The 19,846-nt window shown below is 70.6% G+C and carries 21 protein-coding genes, 2 pseudogenes and 1 riboswitch; of the genes and pseudogenes, 16 read left to right on the top strand and 7 right to left on the bottom strand.

The genetic code is table 11. The features are described from left to right. The first annotated feature begins 22 nt into the window (after positions 1-22). The 3 genes and pseudogenes from AC0L5F_RS03730 (at position 23) to AC0L5F_RS03720 (ending at position 1,521) form a co-directional block, all read left to right on the top strand. Positions 23-439 (top strand): response regulator, encoded by a 417-nt coding sequence (locus AC0L5F_RS03730; protein WP_473315274.1) that lies wholly within the window; start codon positions 23-25, stop codon positions 437-439. Between the two features lie 19 nt (positions 440-458). Further along, a pseudogene (gene trpD, locus AC0L5F_RS03725) lies at positions 459-1,115 on the top strand (anthranilate phosphoribosyltransferase); the annotation flags it as partial. A 73-nt stretch (positions 1,116-1,188) separates the two neighbouring features. Then, positions 1,189-1,521 (top strand): hypothetical protein, encoded by a 333-nt coding sequence (locus AC0L5F_RS03720; protein ID WP_473315272.1) that lies wholly within the window; start codon positions 1,189-1,191, stop codon positions 1,519-1,521. A 9-nt stretch (positions 1,522-1,530) separates the two neighbouring features. Here AC0L5F_RS03720 and AC0L5F_RS03715 read toward each other — a convergent pair whose 3' ends face one another. Together AC0L5F_RS03715 and AC0L5F_RS03710 are read right to left on the bottom strand one after the other, a co-directional pair. Then, positions 1,531-1,806: an Lrp/AsnC family transcriptional regulator gene (locus AC0L5F_RS03715; protein ID WP_473315271.1), complete on the bottom strand. Its 276-nt coding sequence runs from the start codon at positions 1,804-1,806 to the stop codon at positions 1,531-1,533. A 20-nt stretch (positions 1,807-1,826) separates the two neighbouring features. After that, complete coding sequence (locus AC0L5F_RS03710; RefSeq protein WP_473315270.1) at positions 1,827-3,551, bottom strand: DEDD exonuclease domain-containing protein; 1,725 nt, start codon at positions 3,549-3,551, stop codon at positions 1,827-1,829. 146 nt (positions 3,552-3,697) lie between these two features. On the opposite strand from AC0L5F_RS03710, the gene AC0L5F_RS03705 reads away from it, so the two are divergent. The 4 genes from AC0L5F_RS03705 to AC0L5F_RS03690 all read left to right on the top strand — a co-directional run bounded on the left by AC0L5F_RS03705 (position 3,698) and on the right by AC0L5F_RS03690 (position 6,463). Next, the gene (locus tag AC0L5F_RS03705; protein WP_473315269.1) at positions 3,698-3,964 is read left to right on the top strand and encodes a hypothetical protein; all 267 of its coding nucleotides are present in this window, start codon (positions 3,698-3,700) and stop codon (positions 3,962-3,964) included. A 100-nt stretch (positions 3,965-4,064) separates the two neighbouring features. Further along, positions 4,065-4,202: riboswitch (cyclic di-AMP (ydaO/yuaA leader) on the top strand. Positions 4,203-4,268: 66 nt separating this feature from the next. Beyond that, complete coding sequence (locus AC0L5F_RS03700) at positions 4,269-5,225, top strand: C40 family peptidase (RefSeq protein ID WP_473315268.1); 957 nt, start codon at positions 4,269-4,271, stop codon at positions 5,223-5,225. A 7-nt stretch (positions 5,226-5,232) separates the two neighbouring features. After that, the gene (locus AC0L5F_RS03695; RefSeq protein WP_473315266.1) at positions 5,233-5,691 is read left to right on the top strand and encodes a hypothetical protein; all 459 of its coding nucleotides are present in this window, start codon (positions 5,233-5,235) and stop codon (positions 5,689-5,691) included. Next, positions 5,636-6,463 (top strand): hypothetical protein, encoded by an 828-nt coding sequence (locus AC0L5F_RS03690; protein ID WP_473315264.1) that lies wholly within the window; start codon positions 5,636-5,638, stop codon positions 6,461-6,463. The genes AC0L5F_RS03695 and AC0L5F_RS03690 overlap by 56 nt, the downstream gene beginning before the upstream one ends. Here AC0L5F_RS03690 and AC0L5F_RS03685 read toward each other — a convergent pair. Both AC0L5F_RS03685 and AC0L5F_RS03680 read right to left on the bottom strand, forming a co-directional pair. Next, a complete protein-coding gene (locus AC0L5F_RS03685; protein ID WP_473315263.1) occupies positions 6,430-7,077 on the bottom strand; it encodes an AMP-binding protein in 648 nt (215 codons plus the stop codon). The genes AC0L5F_RS03690 and AC0L5F_RS03685 overlap by 34 nt on opposite strands. 109 nt (positions 7,078-7,186) lie before the next feature. Then, positions 7,187-8,047, bottom strand: a pseudogene (locus tag AC0L5F_RS03680) (AMP-binding protein); the annotation flags it as partial. A 243-nt stretch (positions 8,048-8,290) separates the two neighbouring features. Here AC0L5F_RS03680 and AC0L5F_RS03675 point away from each other — a divergent pair. The 5 genes from AC0L5F_RS03675 to AC0L5F_RS03655 are packed head-to-tail and all read left to right on the top strand — an operon-like array spanning position 8,291 to position 11,837. After that, positions 8,291-8,737, top strand: a complete 447-nt coding sequence (locus tag AC0L5F_RS03675) for an SRPBCC family protein (RefSeq protein ID WP_473315262.1) — start codon at positions 8,291-8,293, stop codon at positions 8,735-8,737. After that, positions 8,734-9,021 (top strand): hypothetical protein, encoded by a 288-nt coding sequence (locus AC0L5F_RS03670; protein WP_473315261.1) that lies wholly within the window; start codon positions 8,734-8,736, stop codon positions 9,019-9,021. Before AC0L5F_RS03675 ends, AC0L5F_RS03670 begins: the two co-directional genes overlap by 4 nt. Beyond that, positions 9,018-9,971 carry an ROK family glucokinase gene (locus tag AC0L5F_RS03665; protein ID WP_473315260.1) on the top strand — a complete coding sequence of 318 codons (954 nt, stop codon included), beginning with the start codon at positions 9,018-9,020 and terminating at the stop codon, positions 9,969-9,971. The genes AC0L5F_RS03670 and AC0L5F_RS03665 overlap by 4 nt, the downstream gene beginning before the upstream one ends. Before the next feature lies 1 nt (position 9,972). Then, entirely contained in the window at positions 9,973-11,058 is a 1,086-nt protein-coding gene (locus AC0L5F_RS03660; RefSeq protein ID WP_473315259.1) for an ROK family glucokinase, read from the top strand. After that, positions 11,055-11,837, top strand: coding sequence for a VOC family protein (locus tag AC0L5F_RS03655; protein WP_473315258.1), 783 nt, complete (start codon positions 11,055-11,057; stop codon positions 11,835-11,837). The genes AC0L5F_RS03660 and AC0L5F_RS03655 overlap by 4 nt, the downstream gene beginning before the upstream one ends. A 405-nt stretch (positions 11,838-12,242) precedes the next feature. On the opposite strand, the gene AC0L5F_RS03650 is transcribed toward AC0L5F_RS03655, so the two are convergent. After that, positions 12,243-13,019 (bottom strand): alpha/beta hydrolase, encoded by a 777-nt coding sequence (locus AC0L5F_RS03650; RefSeq protein WP_473315257.1) that lies wholly within the window; start codon positions 13,017-13,019, stop codon positions 12,243-12,245. Positions 13,020-13,065: 46 nt separating this feature from the next. Between AC0L5F_RS03650 and AC0L5F_RS03645 the strand changes: the two genes are divergently transcribed. The 4 genes from AC0L5F_RS03645 to AC0L5F_RS03630 all read left to right on the top strand — a co-directional run bounded on the left by AC0L5F_RS03645 (position 13,066) and on the right by AC0L5F_RS03630 (position 17,132). Continuing rightward, positions 13,066-13,818 (top strand): lysophospholipid acyltransferase family protein, encoded by a 753-nt coding sequence (locus AC0L5F_RS03645; protein WP_473315256.1) that lies wholly within the window; start codon positions 13,066-13,068, stop codon positions 13,816-13,818. A 146-nt stretch (positions 13,819-13,964) separates the two neighbouring features. Next, a complete protein-coding gene (locus tag AC0L5F_RS03640) occupies positions 13,965-14,993 on the top strand; it encodes a 6-phosphofructokinase (RefSeq protein ID WP_473315255.1) in 1,029 nt (342 codons plus the stop codon). A 189-nt stretch (positions 14,994-15,182) separates the two neighbouring features. Further along, entirely contained in the window at positions 15,183-15,659 is a 477-nt protein-coding gene (locus AC0L5F_RS03635; RefSeq protein WP_473315254.1) for a DUF427 domain-containing protein, read from the top strand. Positions 15,660-15,794: 135 nt separating this feature from the next. Continuing rightward, complete coding sequence (locus tag AC0L5F_RS03630; protein ID WP_473315253.1) at positions 15,795-17,132, top strand: class II 3-deoxy-7-phosphoheptulonate synthase; 1,338 nt, start codon at positions 15,795-15,797, stop codon at positions 17,130-17,132. Positions 17,133-17,138: 6 nt separating this feature from the next. Here AC0L5F_RS03630 and AC0L5F_RS03625 read toward each other — a convergent pair whose 3' ends face one another. Both AC0L5F_RS03625 and pknB read right to left on the bottom strand, forming a co-directional pair. Beyond that, positions 17,139-17,273, bottom strand: a complete 135-nt coding sequence (locus tag AC0L5F_RS03625) for a hypothetical protein (protein WP_473315252.1) — start codon at positions 17,271-17,273, stop codon at positions 17,139-17,141. Positions 17,274-17,715: 442 nt separating this feature from the next. Continuing rightward, on the bottom strand, positions 17,716-19,746 hold the full coding sequence (gene pknB / locus AC0L5F_RS03620; protein ID WP_473315251.1) for a Stk1 family PASTA domain-containing Ser/Thr kinase: 2,031 nt from the start codon (positions 19,744-19,746) through the stop codon (positions 17,716-17,718). Positions 19,747-19,846: the final 100 nt, after the last annotated feature.

Below are 19,846 nucleotides of genomic sequence, written 5' to 3'. Positions count from 1 at the left end.
GTTCATTATGTACGATCGATCCGTGACTGCCCACCAGCCCCTGCGTGTCCTGATCTACAGCGACGACCGAGACGTCCGTGCGGCCGTCATTGCAGCACTCGGCACGCATCCCCACCCGGACCTGCCGGCGTTCGAGTTCGTCGAGTGCGCGACCGAGCCGGTGGTCTGGCAGCACCTGGACGCCACGCGTGCCGGCGAGCGCATCGACCTGGCGATCCTCGACGGCGAGGCGGTGCCGGCCGGTGGCATGGGCATCGCCCGGCAGGTCAAGGACGAGATCTACCAGGCTCCGCCGGTGCTGGTCCTGACCGGTCGACCGCAGGACGCGTGGCTCGCGACCTGGTCGCGCGCCGAGGCCGCGCTGTCGCACCCCATCGAGCCGTTGCGACTGGCCGAGGTCGTCATCGACCTCGCTCGCGGCGTGCTCGCGTCCACCTGATCTCGGCTGTGTCGATCAGATGCGGGTCGATCAGGTGCACACGGTGAACCACACGTGGCCCGACGTCCTGACCGCGCTGGTGCAGCGCGAGGACCTGGACACGTCCACGACCCAGTGGGCCATGGACACGATCCTGGCCGGCGAGGCCACCTCGGCCCAGATCGCCGGGTTCGCCGTCGCCCTGCGGTCCAAGGGCGAGACGCAGGCTGAGCTGCAGGGCCTGGTCGACGCGATGCTCGGCCGGGCGCACCGGCTGAGTCTCGACGGGCGAGCGGTCGACATCGTCGGCACCGGGGGAGACCGGGCCAAGACGGTCAACATCTCCTCGATGGCCGCCGTCGTCACCGCCGGCGCGGGCGTCGGGGTGGTCAAGCACGGCAATCGGGCGGCGTCGAGCGCCAGCGGCACCGCCGACGTGTTCGAGCACCTGGGCATCGCGCTGGACGTGCCGGCCGATCGCGTCCTGGACGTGTACCGCGACGCGGCGATCACGTTCTGCTTCGCGCCCCTGTTCCACGGATCGATGCGCCACGCGGGCCCCACCCGCGGCGAGATGGGCATCGCCACCTTCTTCAACTTCCTCGGCCCCCTCACCAACCCCGCTCAGCCGCAGGCGTCGGCCATCGGCTGCTTCGACGCGTCGATGGCGCCGCTGATGGCCGGCGTGCTCGCCGACCGCGGCGCCGACGCGTTCGTGTTCCGGGGCGACGACGGGCTCGACGAGCTGCACGACCACCACGACCTCCCAGGTGTGGGTGGTCTCCGCGGGGGAGGTCGAGCACACGGTGCTGGACCCGACCGACCTCGGCATCGCTCCGGCCGGGCCCGACGCCCTGCTGGGCGGCGACCCGGCCCACAACGCCGACGTCTTCGAACGGGTGGTCGGCGGCGAGGCGGGTGCGGTGCGCGACGCGGTGCTGCTCAACGCCGCCGCCGCGATCGCCGCCTTCGAGGCCGGCGACGGCACACTGACCGATCGGTTGGCGGCCGGTCTGCAGCGAGCGACCGAGTCGATCGACTCCGGCGCCGCCGCGAAGACCCTGCAGCGGTGGGCCGCGGCGACCCAGGCCGCCCGCGCCTGACTGGCCGCGTCACAGTCCGATGCTGAAGGCGTCCTCGAGGTCGTGCCTGCTGTAGGCGCGGTAGGCGATCTGGGTCTGGGTGGAGAGCACGCCCGTGACCCGGTTGATCTGGTCGGCGACGACGGCGGCCACGCCGTCGATCTCGGTGACGCGCACCATGGCGACGAGGTCGAGATCTCCGGTGACGGAGTAGACCTCGCTGACGCCGTCGATGTCGGCGATCGCGGCTGCGGTCTCGGAGAGCTGGGCGACTTCGGCCTGGATGAAGACGATCGCGGTGATCATGGCCACACCCTAGCCGCGGTTCACGACCGGTGTGCAGGGAGCAGATCGCGGCGGGCCGACTCCGCGACGACGTAGGGCTCGAGGTACTTCTCGCTGCCGGCGAGCGAGGCCAGCCAGGCTCCGCGCACCAGCCGGACCCCTGGTTTGAGCAGCCACCGTCGAAGCAGCTCGGTCTCCTCGTGGGTGGCTGCCGGCGTCGGCCCGAATCCGGGGTCGACGGTCTCCGCCGTGGCCAGCAGCGCGTCGACCCAGCCGGCCGGGTGCGTGCCCCGGGGCATGACGCCGGCGGCCGCCAGGCGCCCGTGCCGGAAGGCGTGGATCTCCCACCCGTCGGGGTGGGGGGCGGCGGCGACCAGCTCGGGGACGACCGTGAGCTCGCGGAGGCGCTGGGTGCGGACGGCGCCGCGCAGGAACCCGGTCAGCCGGTCACGCCACCGGGCGGCGTCCTCGTACCGTTCGGCGCCCGCGAGGTCGGCCATGCGGGTGCCGACGGCCTCGACCAGCTCGTCGGGATCGCCGACGAGGGCTCGTCGGACGCGGTCGACCTCGGCGGCGTAGGTGTCGTGGTCGGTCGAGCCGTCGCACGGAGAGAGACAGTGCCCCATCTCGGCGAGCGCGCACGCCGTTCCGCGGGGACGCCGCGCCAGGCGAGGCGTGCACTGGCGGATGCGGAACGTGTCGTGCAGTGCCGCCAGTGCGGCGTCGGCGCCGGCGCGGTGCCGGAACGGCCCGACGTAGTCGGCGTCGTCGTCGAGCACCTGACGGACGACCGACAGTCGTGGCCACGGCTCGTTGGTGAGCTTGATCCAGCTGACCCTCTCGGGGAACTTCGATCGGCGGTTGTAGGGCGGCCGGTGTCGGGCGATGAGGCGCAGCTCGCGCACCTGGGCCTCGAGCGCGGTGGCGCAGACGACCGCCTCGACGCGTTGGGCCAGAGCCACCATCTCACCCATGCGCGTGCGCGTCTCGGAGCGGGTGAAGTACGACCGGACCCGGGTGCGCAGGTGTCGAGAGGTGCCGACGTACAGGACCTCGTCGCGTAGATCGCGGAACAGGTACACGCCCGGCTGGTCCGGCAGGTGGTCGGCCAGGTGGCGCTTGCGCCGTTGCTCGGGGCTGACCTTCGACGTGAAGGATGCCGCCTCCTCGACCGTGGTGACTCCGAGCGAGCCGAGGCGTTCGAACAGCGCGTGCAGCACGTCGACGGTGGCGCGGGCGTCGGCGAGCGCGCGGTGGTTGGGCGAGGTGGTGGCGCCGAAGCGAGCCGCCAGGGTGGACAGCTTGACGTTGGGCACCTCGTCGCGCGTGAGTGCGTGGCGCGCGATGACGGCGGTGTCGAGCACGTCGAAGCGCGGCCACTCCAGCTGCAGGTCGTGGGCCGCGTGCTTGAGGAAGCCGACGTCGAACGGGGCGTTGTGCGCCACGAGCACCGCACCGCGGGCGAACTCCAGGAAGCTCGGAAGGACCGAGGCGATGCGCGGCGCCTCGACGACCATCTGGTTGGTGATGCCGGTGAGGACGGTGATGAAGGCCGGGATGGACTCGTCGGGGTTGACGAGGGTCTGGAACTCACCGATCACCTCGCCGCCGCGCACGAGGACCGCACCGATCTCGGTGATCCGTGACCCGCGAGCGGGTGATCCGCCCGTGGTCTCGAGATCGACCACGCAGAAGCTGGTGTCGTGCAGGGAGCGCCCGAGCTCGTCGAGGGCCGGCTGGTGGAAGGCGGGGTGGTTCGTCGTCACGCTGGCGACGGTAGGCATCGGGTCGGACAGTCCGGGCGACGAGCCGACTGTGACGGGTGTGACGGATGTGATCTCGATTTCTGTCAGAGGGGGTCCCTAGCGTGCGAAGCAGTCCGCACGACCACGAACCGAAGAAGGTGCGCCAGATGTTCGATCCCACGCAGGGCGAATCCCCGGGGAGCGCTTCCGTCCACGCTGACTCCGTCCACGTCGACTGCGACAGCTGCATCGTCCGGGGCCCCTCGGCCTGCGGCGACTGCCTCGTCACCGTGCTGCTCGGCGCGCCGCCCGCTGGAGTGGACATCGACGCCGACGAACGGGCCGCCCTCGACGTGCTCGCCGAGGCAGGTGTCGTTCCACCGCTGCGCCTGGTCCGCTCCGTGTCACCCGATCCGGGCACGCTCGCCGGGTGACACGCCTGACAGCGAGGGAAGTTGCCCGTTGCATGGGCCCGACGTACAGTGGCCGTCGTGCGTCCGGCACTCGTCACCGACCAGGTGGCGGCGGCCGCACCGTCGAATCGCGTCAGCTGTGGGGAAGACATCTGAGGCGAGCCGGGGAACCAAGCACGTGGGGTGAATCGCGCGTTCTGAACGCGCGACGGGCAGACCTTGACCCGAATCCGTCAGCTCACCCGGCAGACGTCAAGGACGAGGAGCAAGCTGCGTGCGTCTGACGCGATCCACCTCTGCACGACCTGACACGACCACCGGGCTGATGAGCACCATGGCCCGCCGCGCGGTCCCTGTTCTCGCACTCGCTCTGGGTGCCGCCTTCATCACGTTGCCCGTCGCACAGGCCGAGCCCAAGGTCACCGTTGCCGACGTCGAGGCCGCGTTCCACGAGGCCGAGGCGATGAACGAGCAGGTCAACGCGATCGGCGTCAACATCTCCAAGACCTCCAAGCAGATCGACGACCTGTCGGCAGAGATCTCCCGACAGACGGCCATCTACGACCAGCAGCGAGAAGCGCTGGGTTCCACGATCGTGCAGCAGCAGATGGACTCCCCGCTCGGCACCACCGCCAGCCTTCTCGGCAGCGGTGATCCGGAGGCCTTCATCAACGGACTCGGAGCCGTGCAGGCCCTGAACGCGTCGCGTGCCGACGCTCTCGACGCCTTCGCCAAGACGAGCGCCCAGCTGGAGAACCGGCGCAAGCAGCTCGACGATCGACGCGCCTCGCTGAAGTCCGACAAGAAGGACGCCGCCAAGAAGCAGGCGAAGATCAAGGCCAAGTACCAGCAGGCCAAGGCCGAGCTCGCGCGCCTCACCGCCGCACAGCAGGCTGCCTTCAACACCAGCGACATCAAGGTCGACTTCGAGATCCCCGCCTCCGGTCGCGCCAAGGCCGCCATCGGCTTCGCCCTCGCACAGCTGGGAGACCCCTACGTCTACGGCGGCACCGGCCCCAACGGGTGGGACTGCTCGGGCCTGATCATGAAGGCGTGGGCGGCTGCCGGCGTCTCGCTGCCCCGCGTGGTCGGCCCCCAGATGGCCGCCACCCGCCGCATCCCCATGAGCCAGCTGCAGCCCGGCGACCTCGTCGCCTACGGCAGCATGTCCCACATCGGCATGTACCTCGGCAACGGCCGGGTCGTGCACGCGCCGCGACCCGGCAAGACCGTGGAGATCACCGGTCTCGGCGGCTTCTCGGTCGCCGGCCGCGTCGGCTGACGAACCGGTGTCCGCCGGCGGTCGCCTGCGGGTGTCGCCGAACCTGGCGGCCGTGGCGGTGCTCGCCGTCCTCGGCGCAGCGCTGCTGCTGTGGCAGCAACCGTGGGACGGCACCGACACGTCCGCTCGTGTCGCCGTGCCTGCCGATGCCGGCGCGGTCCTGACCGAACAGTTCGCCGACCTGTCACGGGCCACGACGGAGCAGGACTTCGCCCGCGCTTCCGGTTCCGGTCCGGCGGCCGCCGCCTTCGCGGCGCGAACCTGGGCGGCCCGGTCCGCCCTGGGCGCCGAGCAGGTGAGCTTCCCGGTACCGCTCAGGTGGCGACTCGGCCGAGTTCCCCGACGGCGACACGCTCGCCACGGTCGAGATCGCCTGGCCCGGCGAGGGGGACCCCACCGGCACCGTGTCGGTGCGTCTGCGTCCCCGCGCAGGCGGCACCTTCGACATCGTGGCGGTCGGTCGTGACGTCGGGAAGGTGCCGGTGTGGCTGGTCGGCGCCGTCACGATCGATCGTGGGGACGACGTCGAGGTCGTGCGGGTCGACGGAGGCGATGCGGGCCTCGACGTCGAGCAGATGGCAGTGGTGGCACGACGGCAGGTCGCGGCGCTGGTTCCGGGGACCACCGGTCGACTCGTCGTGGTGTCCGCGCCCTCGACCGAGATCGCCGGCGCGCTGCTGGGCCAGCCGGCCGAGGCGGCCCGCCAGATCGCTGCGGTCTCGACCACCTTCGACGGTCGCAACGGCGATCTCGCCGGCCCGGTGGTGGTCCTCAACCCCGGCGTCTTCGACACCATGGACGCGCGAGCCAGCCAGATCGTCATGACGCACGAGGCCACCCACGTGCTGACGGCAGCGGTGGGCACGCGGGCCGACACCTGGGTGGTCGAGGGGTTCGCCGACTACGTGGCGCTGCACGACGACACCGCGTCGCTGAAGGTCAGCGCGGGCCAGATCCTGGCGCGGGTGACCGCGGGCGACGTCCCGACCACGTTGCCGTCCGCAGCCGACTTCGGCGAGTCGGCCGACGGGCTCGGAGCCGTGTACGAGTCGGCCTGGATGGCGTTCCGGATGCTCGGAGCCGAGTTCGGGGACGCCGACGTCATCGCCTTCTACCGGGCCGTGCTCGACGGCACCTCGGCCGATCAGGCCAGTCAGCAGGTCTTCGGGCTGAGCATCGCCCAGGTGACGACGCAGTGGCGCGCCTACCTGACGAAGAGTGCCTCGACCGTGTCGTGAAGGTCGCGCAGCACGGCCTGGCGCTTCACCTTGAACGAGGGCGTCAGGTACCCGTTCTCCTCGGTCCAGTCCTCGGACAGGATCCGGAACGACCGAATCGACTCGGCCTGGGACACCTGGGTGTTGGCGTCGTCCACGGCCTGCTGCACCTGCTGGCGCAGCGCCGGGTCGTCCAGGTCACCGGTCCAGGCCTCGGTGTCGATCGTGACCAGCGCCGCGACGAAGGGCTTGCCGTCGCCCACGACCAAGCACTGACTCACCACCGGGTGGGCGCGGACGCGATCCTCCAGCACCGCGGGAGCGACGTTCTTGCCGCCGGCGGTGACGATGATCTCCTTCTTGCGACCGGTCACCCGCACGAACCCCTCGGGATCGACCTCGCCGAGGTCGCCGGTCGAGAACCAGCCCTCGGAGTCGAGCACCTCGGCGGTCGCGTCGTCGTTGGCCCAGTAGCCGTCGAAGACCTGCGGACCACGGAACTGCAGCTCGCCGTCGGCGGCCACCCGCACCTCCGTGAGCGGGAAGGGCTGCCCGACGCTGCCGATGCGCTGGGCCTCCGGCGTGTTCACGCACAGTGCTGCGCAGGTCTCGGTCAACCCGTAGCCCTCGAGCACGGTCAGGCCGATGCCGCGATAGAAGTGGGCCAGTCGATCGCCGAGCTGGCGCACCGCCGGACACCGCCCACTGGGCCTTGCCGCCGAGCGCCTTGCGCAGCCTGGCGTAGACGAGCCGGTCGAAGAGGGCGTGCCGGCCGCGCAGCACGAGACCGGGACCGCCGGAGTCGATGGCCTTGCTGTAGGCGATCGCCGCGGCCACGGCCTGGTCGAACACCTTGCCGCGACCATCGGCCCAGGCCTTGCCGCTCGCCGCGTTGAACACCTTCTCGAAGACGCGGGGGACCGCGAGGACGAAGGTGGGCTGGAACTCGCCCAGGTGCAGCAACAGGTCCTTGACGTCGGCCGTGTGGCCGAGGCGGACGCCACTGCGGATGGCGCCCACCTGGATGATCCGCGCGAACACGTGGGCGAGCGGCAGGAACAGCAGGGTGGAGGCGTCGGGACGTCCGAACAGGTCGGGGAGGCGTTCGAGGGCGCCGCCGATCTCGGCCCGCAGGTTGGCGTGCGTCAGGCGGCATCCCTTGGGGCGCCCCGTGGTTCCCGACGTGTAGATGACGGTGGCGAGGTGCTGCGACGTGACGGTGCTCCGGCGCGCCTCGACCTCGTCGTCGCCGACCTGCGAGCCGGTCGACATCAGCTCGTCCCAACCGCCGGCATCGAGGGTCCACACCTGCCGCAGGGAGGGCGCGTCGGAGCGCGCCTGCTCGACCCGGGCGTGGTGCTCGGTGGTCTCGACGACCGCTGCCACGGCACCGGAGTCCGCGAGGATCCACTCGATCTGCGCGACGGACGAGGTCTCGTACACCGGCACGGTCACGGCGCCGATCCACCAGATGGCGTAGTCGACCACGGTCCACTCGTAGCGGGTCTTGGACAGCAGGGCGACCCGGTCGCCGGCCTCGACGCCGGTCGCCATGAGCGTGCGCGCCACCGACACGACCTCGGCGTGGAACCGTCCGAGCGTCACGTCGTGCCAGGTGTCGTCGACGCGGCGGGCGAGCGCGACGTCATCGCGGTGGTCGCGCAGGCGGTCGAGGACGTCGAGGGTCAGATTGCCGGGATCGGGAAACCGGGGCTGCGTCACGTACGGCAGGGTACTCGTCCGCGACGGTCGAGTCCGCAGGCGGCGACGGGCTGCGTCGTGGTGGTCGGCCACGCACTAGCATGGGCGAGCAGCGGATCGGATCGACAGTTCTTCGAAGGAGGGGTGATGGCGCGCACTGCCAGCGACATCGTCATCGACGCGTCACCGGCCGACATCATGGCCGTCATCGCCGACTTCGGGTCGTATCCGGACTGGGCCACGGGCGTGCGAGTCGCCGACGTGGTCTCCACCACCGGTGACCGCGCCGACCAGGTGCACTTCATGCTCGACGCCGCCCCGATCCGCGACGAGTACGACCTCGTGTACACGTGGGACGGCGACTCGGCGGTGTCGTGGTCGTTGGCCGAGTCCGGCTCGATGCTCACCTCGATGGACGGCGCGTACGTGCTCGATCCGGCAGCGGACGGCTCGACCCGCGTCACCTACCAGCTGGCGGTCGACATCTCGATCCCGTTGCTCGGCATGCTCAAGCGCAAGGCCGAGAAGGTCATCATCGACACGGCCCTCAAGGGGCTCAAGAAGCAGGTCGAGACCCGGAGCGGGGCCGCATGACCGAACCCGATGTCGGTTCGGTGGGCGAGGAGGCGCTGAAGCTGCTTCGCGCGCTCGGATCGGCCCAGGCGCGCTCGGCCGATCAGACCGATGAGGCCGTCCAGGCGGGGGACACGCACACCTGCTCGACCGGCTGGTGCCCGGTGTGCCGGGTCGCGGACTTCGTGCGTGACAACCCCGAGGCGATCGCCGGAGTGACCGCCTCGGCGAGCTCGATGGTCGCGGCGCTCAAGGACCTCGTCGAGGCAGCCACGCGCACCCCGACGCAGGACGAGACCCCGTGAGCGCCGATCAGCCCGCCATCGGCGTCGACCTTGGTGGCACCAAGATCGCCGCCGGACTGGTCGCCGCGGACGGCACCGTGCTCGCGTCGGCGTCCGAACCCACACCGGCCGATGCCGACAAGATCCCCGCCGCCGTCGCGGGCCTGGTCGAGCGTCTCACCGGTGAGCACTCGGCGATCAGCATCGGCATCGGTGCCGCCGGATTCGTCGACGCCGATCGCGCGACGGTGCGGTTCGCGCCCAACATCGACTGGGCCGACGAGCCGCTCGCGGCGAGGGTCGGTGACATCGTCGGGCTCCCGGTGGTCGTCGAGAACGATGCCAACGCGGCCGCCTGGGGAGAGTTCCGCTTCGGCGCCGGCGAGGACGTCGACGACCTGCTTTTGGTGACGCTGGGCACCGGTGTCGGCGGCGGAGTCATCCACCGCGGTGCGCTGTTTCGTGGCGCGTTCGGTGTGGCCGCCGAGATCGGCCACCTGCGTCTGGTGCCCGACGGTCTGCTGTGCGGATGCGGGCAGCACGGCTGCTTCGAGCAGTACGCCAGCGGATCTGCCCTGGTGCGAGAGGCCCACGCACGGGTCCGCGCCGACGACGCCGACGCTGCGGCGCTCGCAGCCCTCGCACACGAGCCCGAGGGGCTGACGGGGCCGGCGATCACCAGGTTGGCCCGCGAGGGTGACCCGCTGTCGATCCGGTTGCTGGCCGATCTGGGTCAGTGGGCCGGTGAGGGCATCGCGAGCCTGACCGCGATCCTCGACCCTGCGGTCATCGCCATCGGTGGAGGGGTCGCCGCCGCGGGCGACCTGGTCCTCGCGTCGGCCACCGCCGCCTTCGAGACCCATCTGTCGGCTCGGGCGCATCGGCCGCAGGCCGAGCTGCGCCTCGCCACGCTCGGCAACTCGGCCGGGATCCTCGGTGCGGCCGACCTGTCCAGGGCGGGGGTCAGCTGACATGGCCGACAAGCTCTCGATCGGCATCGACATCGGCGGGACCAAGATCGCCGCCGGCGTGGTGGACGAGGACGGTCACGTGGTGGCGCGACTGCGGCGCGAGACCCCGACCAGCAGCGCGGCCGACGTGCTCGACGCCATCGCCTCGGTCACCGAGGAGTTCGTGCGCGATCACCACATCCGCTCCATCGGCATCGGGGCGGCCGGGTTCGTCGACGCCAGCCAGTCCACCGTGGTGTTCTCGCCGCACCTGGCGTGGCGCCACGAGCCGCTGCGCGACGCCGCCGCACGACGCACCGGGTTGCCGGTGCTGGTCGACAACGACGCCAACTGCGCCGGCTGGGCCGAGTACCGGTTCGGTGCGGCCCAGAACCAGTCCGACCTGGTGCTGATCACGCTGGGCACCGGCATCGGCGGGGCCATCGTGCTCGACGGCCAGCCCTACCGCGGTCAGTTCGGCATCGCGGGCGAGTTCGGCCACATGCAGGTGGTCCCGGGCGGACGCGACTGCGAGTGCGGCAACTCCGGCTGCTGGGAGCAGTACGCGAGTGGGAGGGTCCTGAGCCGGCGCGCTCTCGCAGCCGCAGATGACGGCACTCCGCTGGGCCAGAAGTTCCTGCAGGAGGCCGGCGAGCGCGACCGCATCGCGGGCTGGCAGGTCACCGAGGCGGCCAACGCCGGCGACGCCGAGTGCATCGAGTGGATCGCCGAGGTGGGGGACTGGCTCGGGGTCGGCATCGCCAATCTCGCCGCAGCGCTCGACCCGGGGATCTTCGTCATCGGCGGGGGCGTCAGCGATGCCGGCGAGCTGCTGATCGCGCCGGCCCGTGCAGCGTTCGCGCGGACGCTCACCGGCCGAGGATTCCGCAACGAGGCCCGCATCACGCGCGCGCACCTGGGACCGGAGGCCGGCATGATCGGTGCCGCCGACATGGCCAGGTTGGCTGCCCGCCGTCGCCGCCCAGGACAGCCCGGCGCCCGTGCGCGGGTGCGCAAGGCGACCCGCACGGTTCCTCGTTCCACCGTGCGCGCGGCGGCCAAGCCGTCGGCCGCACGTGCTGCCGCCCGGAGGCGCCGCACGTCATGAGCGCGCCCCGCACCGTCCCCCTGCTCCCGTGCGGCTCGGTCGACCAGGCCGCCGAGTTCGGCACGGCGATCGGCTTCGAGATCAGCTATCGCCAGGACGGACTGCATCCCTACCTGGCCTTGCGGTCCCCGGACGGCATCGAGCTGCACTACTTCGAGGTGCGCGACTTCGAGCCGACCACCTCCCACGGATCGTGCCTGGTGATCGTGGCCGACCCCGTGGCGGTGCTCGCCGCCTGGTCCGAAGGCCTCGGCAGGCTCTACGGCACCGTGCCGGTGCACGGGATCCCGCGGCTCATGCGCCCGAGGTCACGGACCAGCACCGAGGCCTTCTTGGGCTTCAGCCTCGTCGACGTGGGTGGCAATCGCATTCGTGTGGTCAAGGACAGCAACGCCGAGACCGAGGCGGCGCAGGCCGTCCAGACCATCCACGTCGTGGTCGATCCGCCGCCCGCGCCCGAGCCCGAGTTCGTGCCGGAACCGGAGCCCGAGCCCGAGCCCGAGCCTGAGCCCGAGTTCGTGCCGGAACCGGAGCCCGAACCCGTTGCACCCGTGGCCGCACTTCCTCCGCGACCGTCGGCGTTCGAGCGCCACGGTGTGGCAGCGGCACCGCAGCACCGCCTGTCGGCCCTGGTCTACCTGGCCGAGCTCGCGGTGCGCCTCGACCGTCTCGACGATGCGCGAGCCCACCTGGAGGCAGCCGAGATGATCGACGCGGAGGCGCCCAGCGTGGTGTCCCTGCGCGAGTCCCTCGTCGCTGCCGGCGTGGCGCTGGACTGAGGGCGGCGCAGCGACAGGACGGCGCCGTCGTCGGTGTCGTCGTCGCCGTGTCGCTCCGGCAGCTGCGAGATCAGGTACACCGCGGACGCGACGAACACCATCGACATCGCGAGCACGATCGACCGCGGTGCGACGTACCCGACGAGCGTGAACAGCACGAGGACCCCCGGCGCGCCCAGGATGCCGATCCAGGCCAGGGTGATGTTGCGACGCCACGGACGGTGCGGCCCGTGGTCGACACGGCGGTACCACTGCTCGTCGATGTCGGGGCTGCGTGCCTGCGACTCCGCAGACCGAACCGGTGGCTCAGCCTCAGGAGCCGACTCCGGCTGCGTCAGCTCGTCGTCGTCGAGGAAGTCCAGATCCAGGTCCAGGTGCTCGACGATCTTGTCGAACTCGTCGCGCTCACCCACTGGCGCCTCCGCGGGGGTGCGCCGCGATGAACGAAGCGCTCTGCTCGAAGATCGTCGGTGCATCGTTGTCGATGGTGGCGACGTGATAGCTGTCGGCCAGGGCGATGAACTCGGTGATCTCGGACGAGACGCCGTCGAGGATCAGCTGCTTCGAGGAGTCGTCGACGAGGTGGTCCTCGTCGGAGCGGAACAGCAGCAGCGGCGCGGTGACCCGGGGCAGGTCGGCCCGGACCTGCTTCCACATCTGCAGCTGGGAGGCGAGAGCCTTGAGCGGCGTCTTGTCGTACCCGATCTCGTCCACACCCGGCTTCTTGATGTCGTTGCCGATCCCGGGCATCGACGGCAGCAGGTGCTGCAGCACGGGCACCAGCTTGACGTCGAAGCGGCGCAGGTTGATCGCGGGGTTGACCAGCACCAACGAGTCGACGTCGGCGGGCCGGTCCTGGGCCAGCTTCAGGGCGAGGCAGCCACCCATCGACAGTCCGCCGACCGCGACCGTGTCGCAGCGCGTCCGCAGCTCGGTGAGGGCCGTGTCGAGCTCGCCGTACCAGTCCGACCACCGGGTGGTGTTCATGTCCTTCCACGTGGTTCCGTGCCCGGGCAGGCGTGGCACCCGCACCGTGTGGCCGCGCTCGGCGAGGTCGCGTCCCCAGGGCACCATCGAGGCCGGTGAACCGGTGAAACCGTGGCTCAGCAGGACTCCGACGGGGCCGCCATCGGCGGAGAAGGGCTCGGCGCCGGCCTTGACCGGGATGGGTGAGGAGTTCATGTGTCCATGATCACCCACGGCAGGGGTTCGGAGTAGTGTCGCCTCCGTGTTCTATTGGTTCTTGAAGTTCCTGGCGCTGGGTCCGTTGCTCAAGCTGATCTTCAGGCCGTGGGCCGAGGGCACCGAGAACGTCCCCCGTGAGGGCGCTGTGATCCTGGCCAGCAACCACCTGTCGTACAGCGACTGGCTGTTCATGCCGCTGGTCATCCCGCGGCGTGTCACCTTCGTGGCCAAGGCCGAGTACTTCGAGGGTGCGGGCCTCAAGGGGTGGCTGCAGAAGACGTTCTTCTCGGGTGCGGGACAGGTGCCGATCGACCGCACCAGCGGGTCGGCGGCCGCCGGTGCCATCAAGACCCAGCTGCGCCTGCTGTCCGAGGGCGAGGTCTGCGGCATCTACCCCGAGGGCACCCGATCGCATGACGGCAAGCTGTACCGCGGCCGCACCGGTGTGGCGCGGCTGGCGCTCGAGGCCGGTGTGCCGGTCATCCCGCTGGCCGTCATCGGCACCGACGTGGTGGCGCCCCCGGGCAAGGTCTTCGGCAGGTTCGCCCGCCCCGGCGTGCGGTTCGGCAAGCCGTTGGACTTCAGCCGCTACGAGGGCATGGAGGGCGACCGCTACATCCTGCGCGCCATCACCGACGAGATCATGTACGAGATCATGCGCCTGTCGGGACAGGAGTACATCGACCTGTACGCACAGGACTCCAAGAAGCGTGACCGCGAGCTGGAGCGCGAGGCCGCCAAGGCCGCGGCCCGTCTCGAGTCCGACGAGGTCTGGGACGAGATTCGACCCGAGTGAGCTCGCTCTGCGAGCGAACCTCGGGTCGCGCCAGCGGAGCGTGAGTCGGGACGCGGCGGAGCCGCCCGGACGCGAGGCGTGGTGAGATGGGGAGTGACGCACGTCACGCGCAGCGAGCGAAACGCCTGAGCACGAAGGAGCAACGCATGAAGATCGGTGTCCTGACCGGCGGAGGCGACTGCCCCGGCCTCAACGCGGTCATCCGGGGTGTGGTCCGCAAGGGCGCCAAGGAGTTCGACGACGAGTTCGTCGGGTTCCGCGACGGCTGGCGTGGTCCGCTCGAGGACGACACCATGACGCTCGACGTGGCGGCCGTGCGCGGCATCCTGCCGCGGGGCGGCACGATCCTGGGGTCGTCGCGCACCAACCCGTTCGCCCTCGAGAACGGCGTCGAGCGCATCAAGGACAACCTGGCCAGCCACGGCTGCGACGCGCTGATCGCCATCGGTGGCGAGGACACGCTCGGCGTGGCCACGAAGCTCGCCCAGCTCGGCGTCAACGTCGTCGGGGTGCCCAAGACGATCGACAACGACCTGTCCGGCACCGACTTCACCTTCGGGTTCGACACGGCGGTGAACATCGCGACGGAGGCCATCGATCGCCTGCACACCACCGCGGAGTCCCACCACCGGGTCCTCGTCGTCGAGGTGATGGGGCGGCACGCCGGGTGGATCGCCCTGCACAGCGGGCTGGCCGGGGGAGCGAACATCATCTTGATCCCCGAGCGGCCGTTCGACATCGAGAAGGTCTGCGCCCAGGTCGAGAGTCGCTTCGCCACCCACTACTCGCCGATCATCGTCGTGTCCGAGGGAGCCGTGCCGGCCGAAGGCGGCGGCATGTCGTTGGTCAGCGGTGAGAAGGACGCCTTCGGGCACGTGCGGCTCGGCGGCATCGGCGACCGGCTCGCGTCCGAGATCGAGCAGCGCACCGGCAAGGAGGCTCGCGCGGTCGTGCTCGGCCACGTGCAGCGCGGCGGGTCGCCGACGGCGTTCGACCGGTGGCTGGCCACCCGGTTCGGCCTGCACGCCATCGCGGCCGTCCACGACGGCGACTTCGGCACCATGATGGCGCTGCGCGGCACCGACATCGTCCGGGTGCCGTTGTCGGAGGGAACCGACGAGCTCAAGGTCGTCCGACCCGAGCTCTACGAAGAAGCCGAAGTGCTGTTCGGGTGAACCGAGCTCGCTCTGCGAGCGAGCGTGAACCCGCGCCAGCGAAGCGTGAGCGGGATGCGGCGTAGCCGCCCGGACGCGAGGCGTCGTGAGGCAATGTGCTCGCCCAAGCCCGTGGTGGCGGGTCGCCTCGCTGCGCTCACGGCGCTCGTTCCTCGCGCCTGGCGACCGAGCGTCCGATAGCGTCGAATCATGACCACCCGACCCGTCGAGAACGTGTGGGACTACCCGCGCCCGCCGTCGATCCAGCCGAGCGACGAGCACCTGGTGGTCGAGCTCGGTGGGCGGGTGATCGCCGAGACACGCAGCTCGTACCGCATCTGCGAGACCAGCCACCCGCCCACGTACTACCTGCCGATCGGGTCTTTCGCCGACGGAGTGCTGCGCCCCATCGACGGCACCACCTTCTGCGAGTGGAAGGGCGCCGCGTCGTACTTCGACGTCGTGTCGGGCGATCGCACGATCCCGGCGGGCGCCTGGACGTACCGCGTCCCCCATGCCCGCTACGCCGATCTGCTCGACCACGTCGCCATCTACCCCGGCAAGGTCGACGCCTGCAGCATCGACGGCGAGACCGTCCAGGCGCAGGAGGGCGACTTCTACGGCGGCTGGATCACCTCGCGCGTCACCGGCCCGTTCAAGGGGGCGCCCGGGACGCTGGGCTGGTGAGGCGCGCAGCTCCTTCGTCGCTGCACCCCGGCTCGTTCCTCGCCGGTGTCGGACTTCGTCCGGGCGCCTTGCCTCGCTGCGCTCGGCCCATGGTTGCGTCGTGGCTCGGGCAACCGCCCGCGTATTGTGGGGCGAGTGAGTATTCCTTCCCTGGACGAGCTGCGGGCGATCGGGGCTGCGCAGCAGCCCACCTACGCCGACGTGGCGGCTCGTGACGCCGCCGTCGACACCCTGCGCCGCATGCCGCCGCTGGTCTTCGCCGGCGAGTGCGACCAGCTGCGCGACCGGCTGGCCGACGTCGCCCGGGGCGAGGCGTTCCTGCTGCAGGGTGGCGACTGCGCGGAGACCTTCGAGGGCGTCACCGCCGAGAACGTCCGCAACAAGCTGCGGGTGCTGCTGTCCATGGCCGTCGTGCTCACCTACGCCGCCAGCGTTCCCGTCGTCAAGGTGGGGCGCCTCGCGGGTCAGTACGCCAAGCCGCGCTCGAGCAACGACGAGACCCGCGACGGGCTCACGCTGCCCGCCTACCGCGGCGACGCCGTCAACGGCTTCGAGTTCACCGCAGAAGCGCGCGCACACGACCCGCAGCGCCTCGTCGACGTCTACAACGCGTCGGCCGCCACGCTGAACCTCGCCCGCGCCTTCACCACCGGCGGCTACGCCGACCTGCGGCAGATGCACGCGTGGAACACCGACTTCGTCAAGAACAGCCCGGTCAAGGAGCGCTACGAGCGCATCGGCGCCGAGATCGACCGTGCACTCGCGTTCATGGACGCGATTGGCGTCGACCCCGACGAGTTCCACACCGTCGACTTCTACTCCTCGCACGAAGCGCTAATCCTGGAGTACGAACAGGCGATGACCCGCATCGACCAGCGCACGTCGCTGCCGTACGACGTGTCGGGCCACTTCGTGTGGATCGGCGAGCGCACCCGCCAGCTCGACGGTGCGCACGTCGAGCTGCTCAGCCACATCGCGAACCCGATCGGCGTCAAGCTCGGCCCCACCAGCACCGCCGACGACGCGATCGCCCTGTACGAGAAGCTCAACCCCGAGCGCACCCCGGGCAAGGTCTCGTTCATCACCCGCTTCGGAGCCGGCAAGATCCGCGACGGTCTGCCGCCGCTGATCGAGAAGGTCACCGCCGCCGGACTGGAGGTCGCGTGGATCTGCGACCCGATGCACGGCAACACCTTCGAGGCCAGCACCGGCTACAAGACCCGCGAGTTCGACGACGTCATCGACGAGGTGCGCGGATTCTTCGAGGTGCACCGTGCGCTCGGCACCTGGCCGGGCGGCCTGCACGTCGAGCTGACCGGCGACGACGTCACCGAGTGCCTCGGCGGGGGCATGAAGGTGTCGGCCGAGGACCTCAAGCACCGGTACGAGACGTTGTGCGACCCGCGCCTGAACCGGGCGCAGTCGCTGGAGCTGGCGTTCCTCGTCGCCGAGATGCTCGCCAGCCGCGACTGAGCAGCACTACGACTCGGGCTGCACCCGCAGACTCATCAGCGTGCTGGCCAGCGAGTCGTACTGGCCGATGAGCATGAGCAGCTCGATGCACTCCGGCTCGTCCAGCACCGCCGACACGTCCGCCCACGTGGTGTCGTCCACCACGCGTTCGTCCAGGACCTGGTCGGCGACGGCCAGCAGGATCCGCTGTCGATCGGTCCAGCCGTCCCACCGAACGTCGCCGGCGTGCTCGATCTGCTCAGGCGTGAGGCCGACACGGCGTCCGATGCGCTCGTGTGGTTGCGCTCGTAGTCGCAGTGTCGCCGCGTCGCGACGTGCAGGATCACCAGCTCGGTGTCCTGGCGGGGCAGGATGCCGCGCGGCATGAGCCGGCCGCTGAAGAACAGCCAGCCGCGGAACAGCCGCCGTTGGCGCGCGAGCGTCGAGAACACGTGTGGCGGCGGCCCTCCGACGACGCGACCCGCCACGAGGCAGATCAGGTGGTTGATCAGTCCGATGTCGCCGCGGCTCCCGGGCGCGATGCGGGGAGCGGGGTACGAGGAGCCCATGCAGCATTGAAGCACCAGCGGCCGGCGCCGCCCGGCTAGAAGGGACTGATGCCGACGCGCGAGCCGCGCTTGACCTTCTCGCCGGCGGCCGGACTCTGCCGGTTGACCGTGAAGTTGCCCGGGAAGGACGTGACGTCGAAGCCGGCCTTCTCGAGGATCGAGACCGCGTCCTTCCGGGTCCTGCCGACGACGTTGGGGACGGCCACCAGGTCGGGGCCCTTGGAGACCACGAAGGTGATGGTGTCGCCCTTGTACAGGGTGCCGCCGTCGGGGCTCTGGCTGATGATGATGCCCTTGTCGACGTCGTCGCTGAACGACTCCTTGACGACGGCCTTGAGCCCGGTCTTCTCGGCGGCGGCGGTGCCGTCGTCGATCGGACGCCCCGAGAAGTCGCTGATCGCGATGGGCTTGCGGCCCTTGCTCACGTAGACGTCCACGCGAGTACCGCGCTTGAGCTGCTGGTCGGCCTTGATGCTGACGGCGCCGATCACTAGCCCTTCCTCAACCTTCTCGTCGAACTTGCCGGTCTCGTCGCCGAGCACCAGGTCGACGGCCTTGAGCTTGGCCGTCAGCTCCTCGACGGTCAGGCCCTTGATGTCCTTGGGGAGGGTCACGCGGTCCTTGCCCTTGGACACGACGGCGTTGATGGTCGCGTCGGGCAGGATCTTGTCGCCGGGCGACGGGTCGGTCGAGATCACCACACCGGCGGGGAACTTCTCGGAGAACCGTCGTTCGCTGACCTTGAAGGTGAAGCCGGCCGCCGCGGCGTCGGACTTGGCCACGGACTCCTGGCTGCCGACGAGCACCGGCGTGGTGGTGTACCGGCCGTCGGCGATGTACCAGCCGAGCAGCCCGGCCAGCACGGCGGCGACGAGTGCGCCGATGAGCAGGCGGCGGCCGCGGCGTCGCGGCGGCCCCTCGGCTCGCATCTGCCGGTAGTCCTCAGGGCTGACCGGAGGATGCAGGCCCGACGAGCCGGACGCCGTGGCCGGCGTCGTGGCGGTCGGCGGCACCGGGCCGCCACCCCACTGCACGGTGTGCTCGGGAGCGGCAGCGCTGGATCCGGCAGCGACGGCCACCGCGACGGTGTCGTCGCTGACCCCGTCGTCACTGACCCCGTCGTCGGGATCAGCCGCGGCGTCGTTGGTGGCGAGGCCGGCCGGCGCGCCGGGGCGGGGCAGCAGGTCGGCGGTCAGGTCGTCGTCGGAGGTGACGCCTGCCTCGACGGCACGGCGCACCGACCGCACCTGCTGCAGCATGACGCGGGCGTCGGTGGAGCGCTGGTCGCGATCGCGGACGGTGGCGCGGGCGACCAGCGCGTCGACGTAGGGCGGGATGCCGTCGACCACGGCCGACGGCGCCGGGACGTCCTCGTGGACGTGCTTGTAGGCGACCTGGATGGGGGAGTCGCCGACGTGCGGCTTGGTGCCCGTGAGCATCTCGTAGAGCATGGCGCCGACCGCGTAGACGTCCGATCGCGCGTCAGCACCCTCGTGCAGGACGATCTCCGGCGCGAGGTAGGAGACGGTGCCGATGAGGGTGCCGCCGGTGGCGGTGGTGGCGGCGCTGACGGCACGGGCCAGCCCGAAGTCGGCGACCTTGACGTCGCCGTCGGGGGTGATCAGCACGTTCTCGGGCTTGACGTCGCGGTGGATGATCTTGGCTGCGTGGGCGGCCGACAGGGCGATCAGCACCTGTTCGATCAGCGCGAGCGCCCGCGCCGGAGGCATCGGTGCCTCGTCGCGCATGAGGTCGCGCAGCGTGCGTCCCGGCACGTACTCCATGACCAGGTAGGCGACGTCGCCGTCCTTGCCCTGGTCGAACACCGAGACCACGTTGCGGTGGTTGAGCTTGGCGGCCGACTTGGCCTCGCGGACGAAGCGATCGGTGAACTGCTGGTCGTCGCCGAGGGCGTGGTGCATGACCTTGACCGCGACCTCGCGGTCGAGCCGTTCATCGGTGGCTCGGAAGACGCTGGCCATGCCGCCGCGAGCGATGCGTTCACCGATGGTGTAGCGGTCGTCGAGGACGCGTCCCACGAGGGCGTCGTCGCTCTGCACCGTCACGTCCGCCCTCCTCGGCCGATCGATTCGAATCGTCCCGTACCTCGTTGATTCTAGGGACTCAGGCCTGATTGGCGATGTCGGCGTGCCGAAGCGAGCCCTG

The organism is Aeromicrobium sp. 10G20-16, assembly GCF_055809665.1.
The sequence above is the reverse complement of the archived record's forward strand: the minus strand, read 5'-3'. Positions and strand labels throughout refer to the sequence as shown.

Bases quoted from the DNA above. Each gene is read 5' to 3' on its own strand.
- AC0L5F_RS03715 (WP_473315271.1), bottom strand. From the start codon at position 1,806: ATGATCACCGCGATCGTCTTCATCCAGGCCGAAGTCGCCCAGCTCTCC.
- AC0L5F_RS03705 (WP_473315269.1), top strand. From the start codon at position 3,698: ATGTTCGATCCCACGCAGGGCGAATCCCCGGGGAGCGCTTCCGTCCAC.
- AC0L5F_RS03700 (WP_473315268.1), top strand. From the start codon at position 4,269: ATGAGCACCATGGCCCGCCGCGCGGTCCCTGTTCTCGCACTCGCTCTG.
- AC0L5F_RS03675 (WP_473315262.1), top strand. From the start codon at position 8,291: ATGGCGCGCACTGCCAGCGACATCGTCATCGACGCGTCACCGGCCGAC.
- AC0L5F_RS03670 (WP_473315261.1), top strand. From the start codon at position 8,734: ATGACCGAACCCGATGTCGGTTCGGTGGGCGAGGAGGCGCTGAAGCTG.
- AC0L5F_RS03660 (WP_473315259.1), top strand. From the start codon at position 9,973: ATGGCCGACAAGCTCTCGATCGGCATCGACATCGGCGGGACCAAGATC.
- AC0L5F_RS03655 (WP_473315258.1), top strand. From the start codon at position 11,055: ATGAGCGCGCCCCGCACCGTCCCCCTGCTCCCGTGCGGCTCGGTCGAC.
- AC0L5F_RS03650 (WP_473315257.1), bottom strand. From the start codon at position 13,019: ATGAACTCCTCACCCATCCCGGTCAAGGCCGGCGCCGAGCCCTTCTCC.
- AC0L5F_RS03640 (WP_473315255.1), top strand. From the start codon at position 13,965: ATGAAGATCGGTGTCCTGACCGGCGGAGGCGACTGCCCCGGCCTCAAC.
- AC0L5F_RS03635 (WP_473315254.1), top strand. From the start codon at position 15,183: ATGACCACCCGACCCGTCGAGAACGTGTGGGACTACCCGCGCCCGCCG.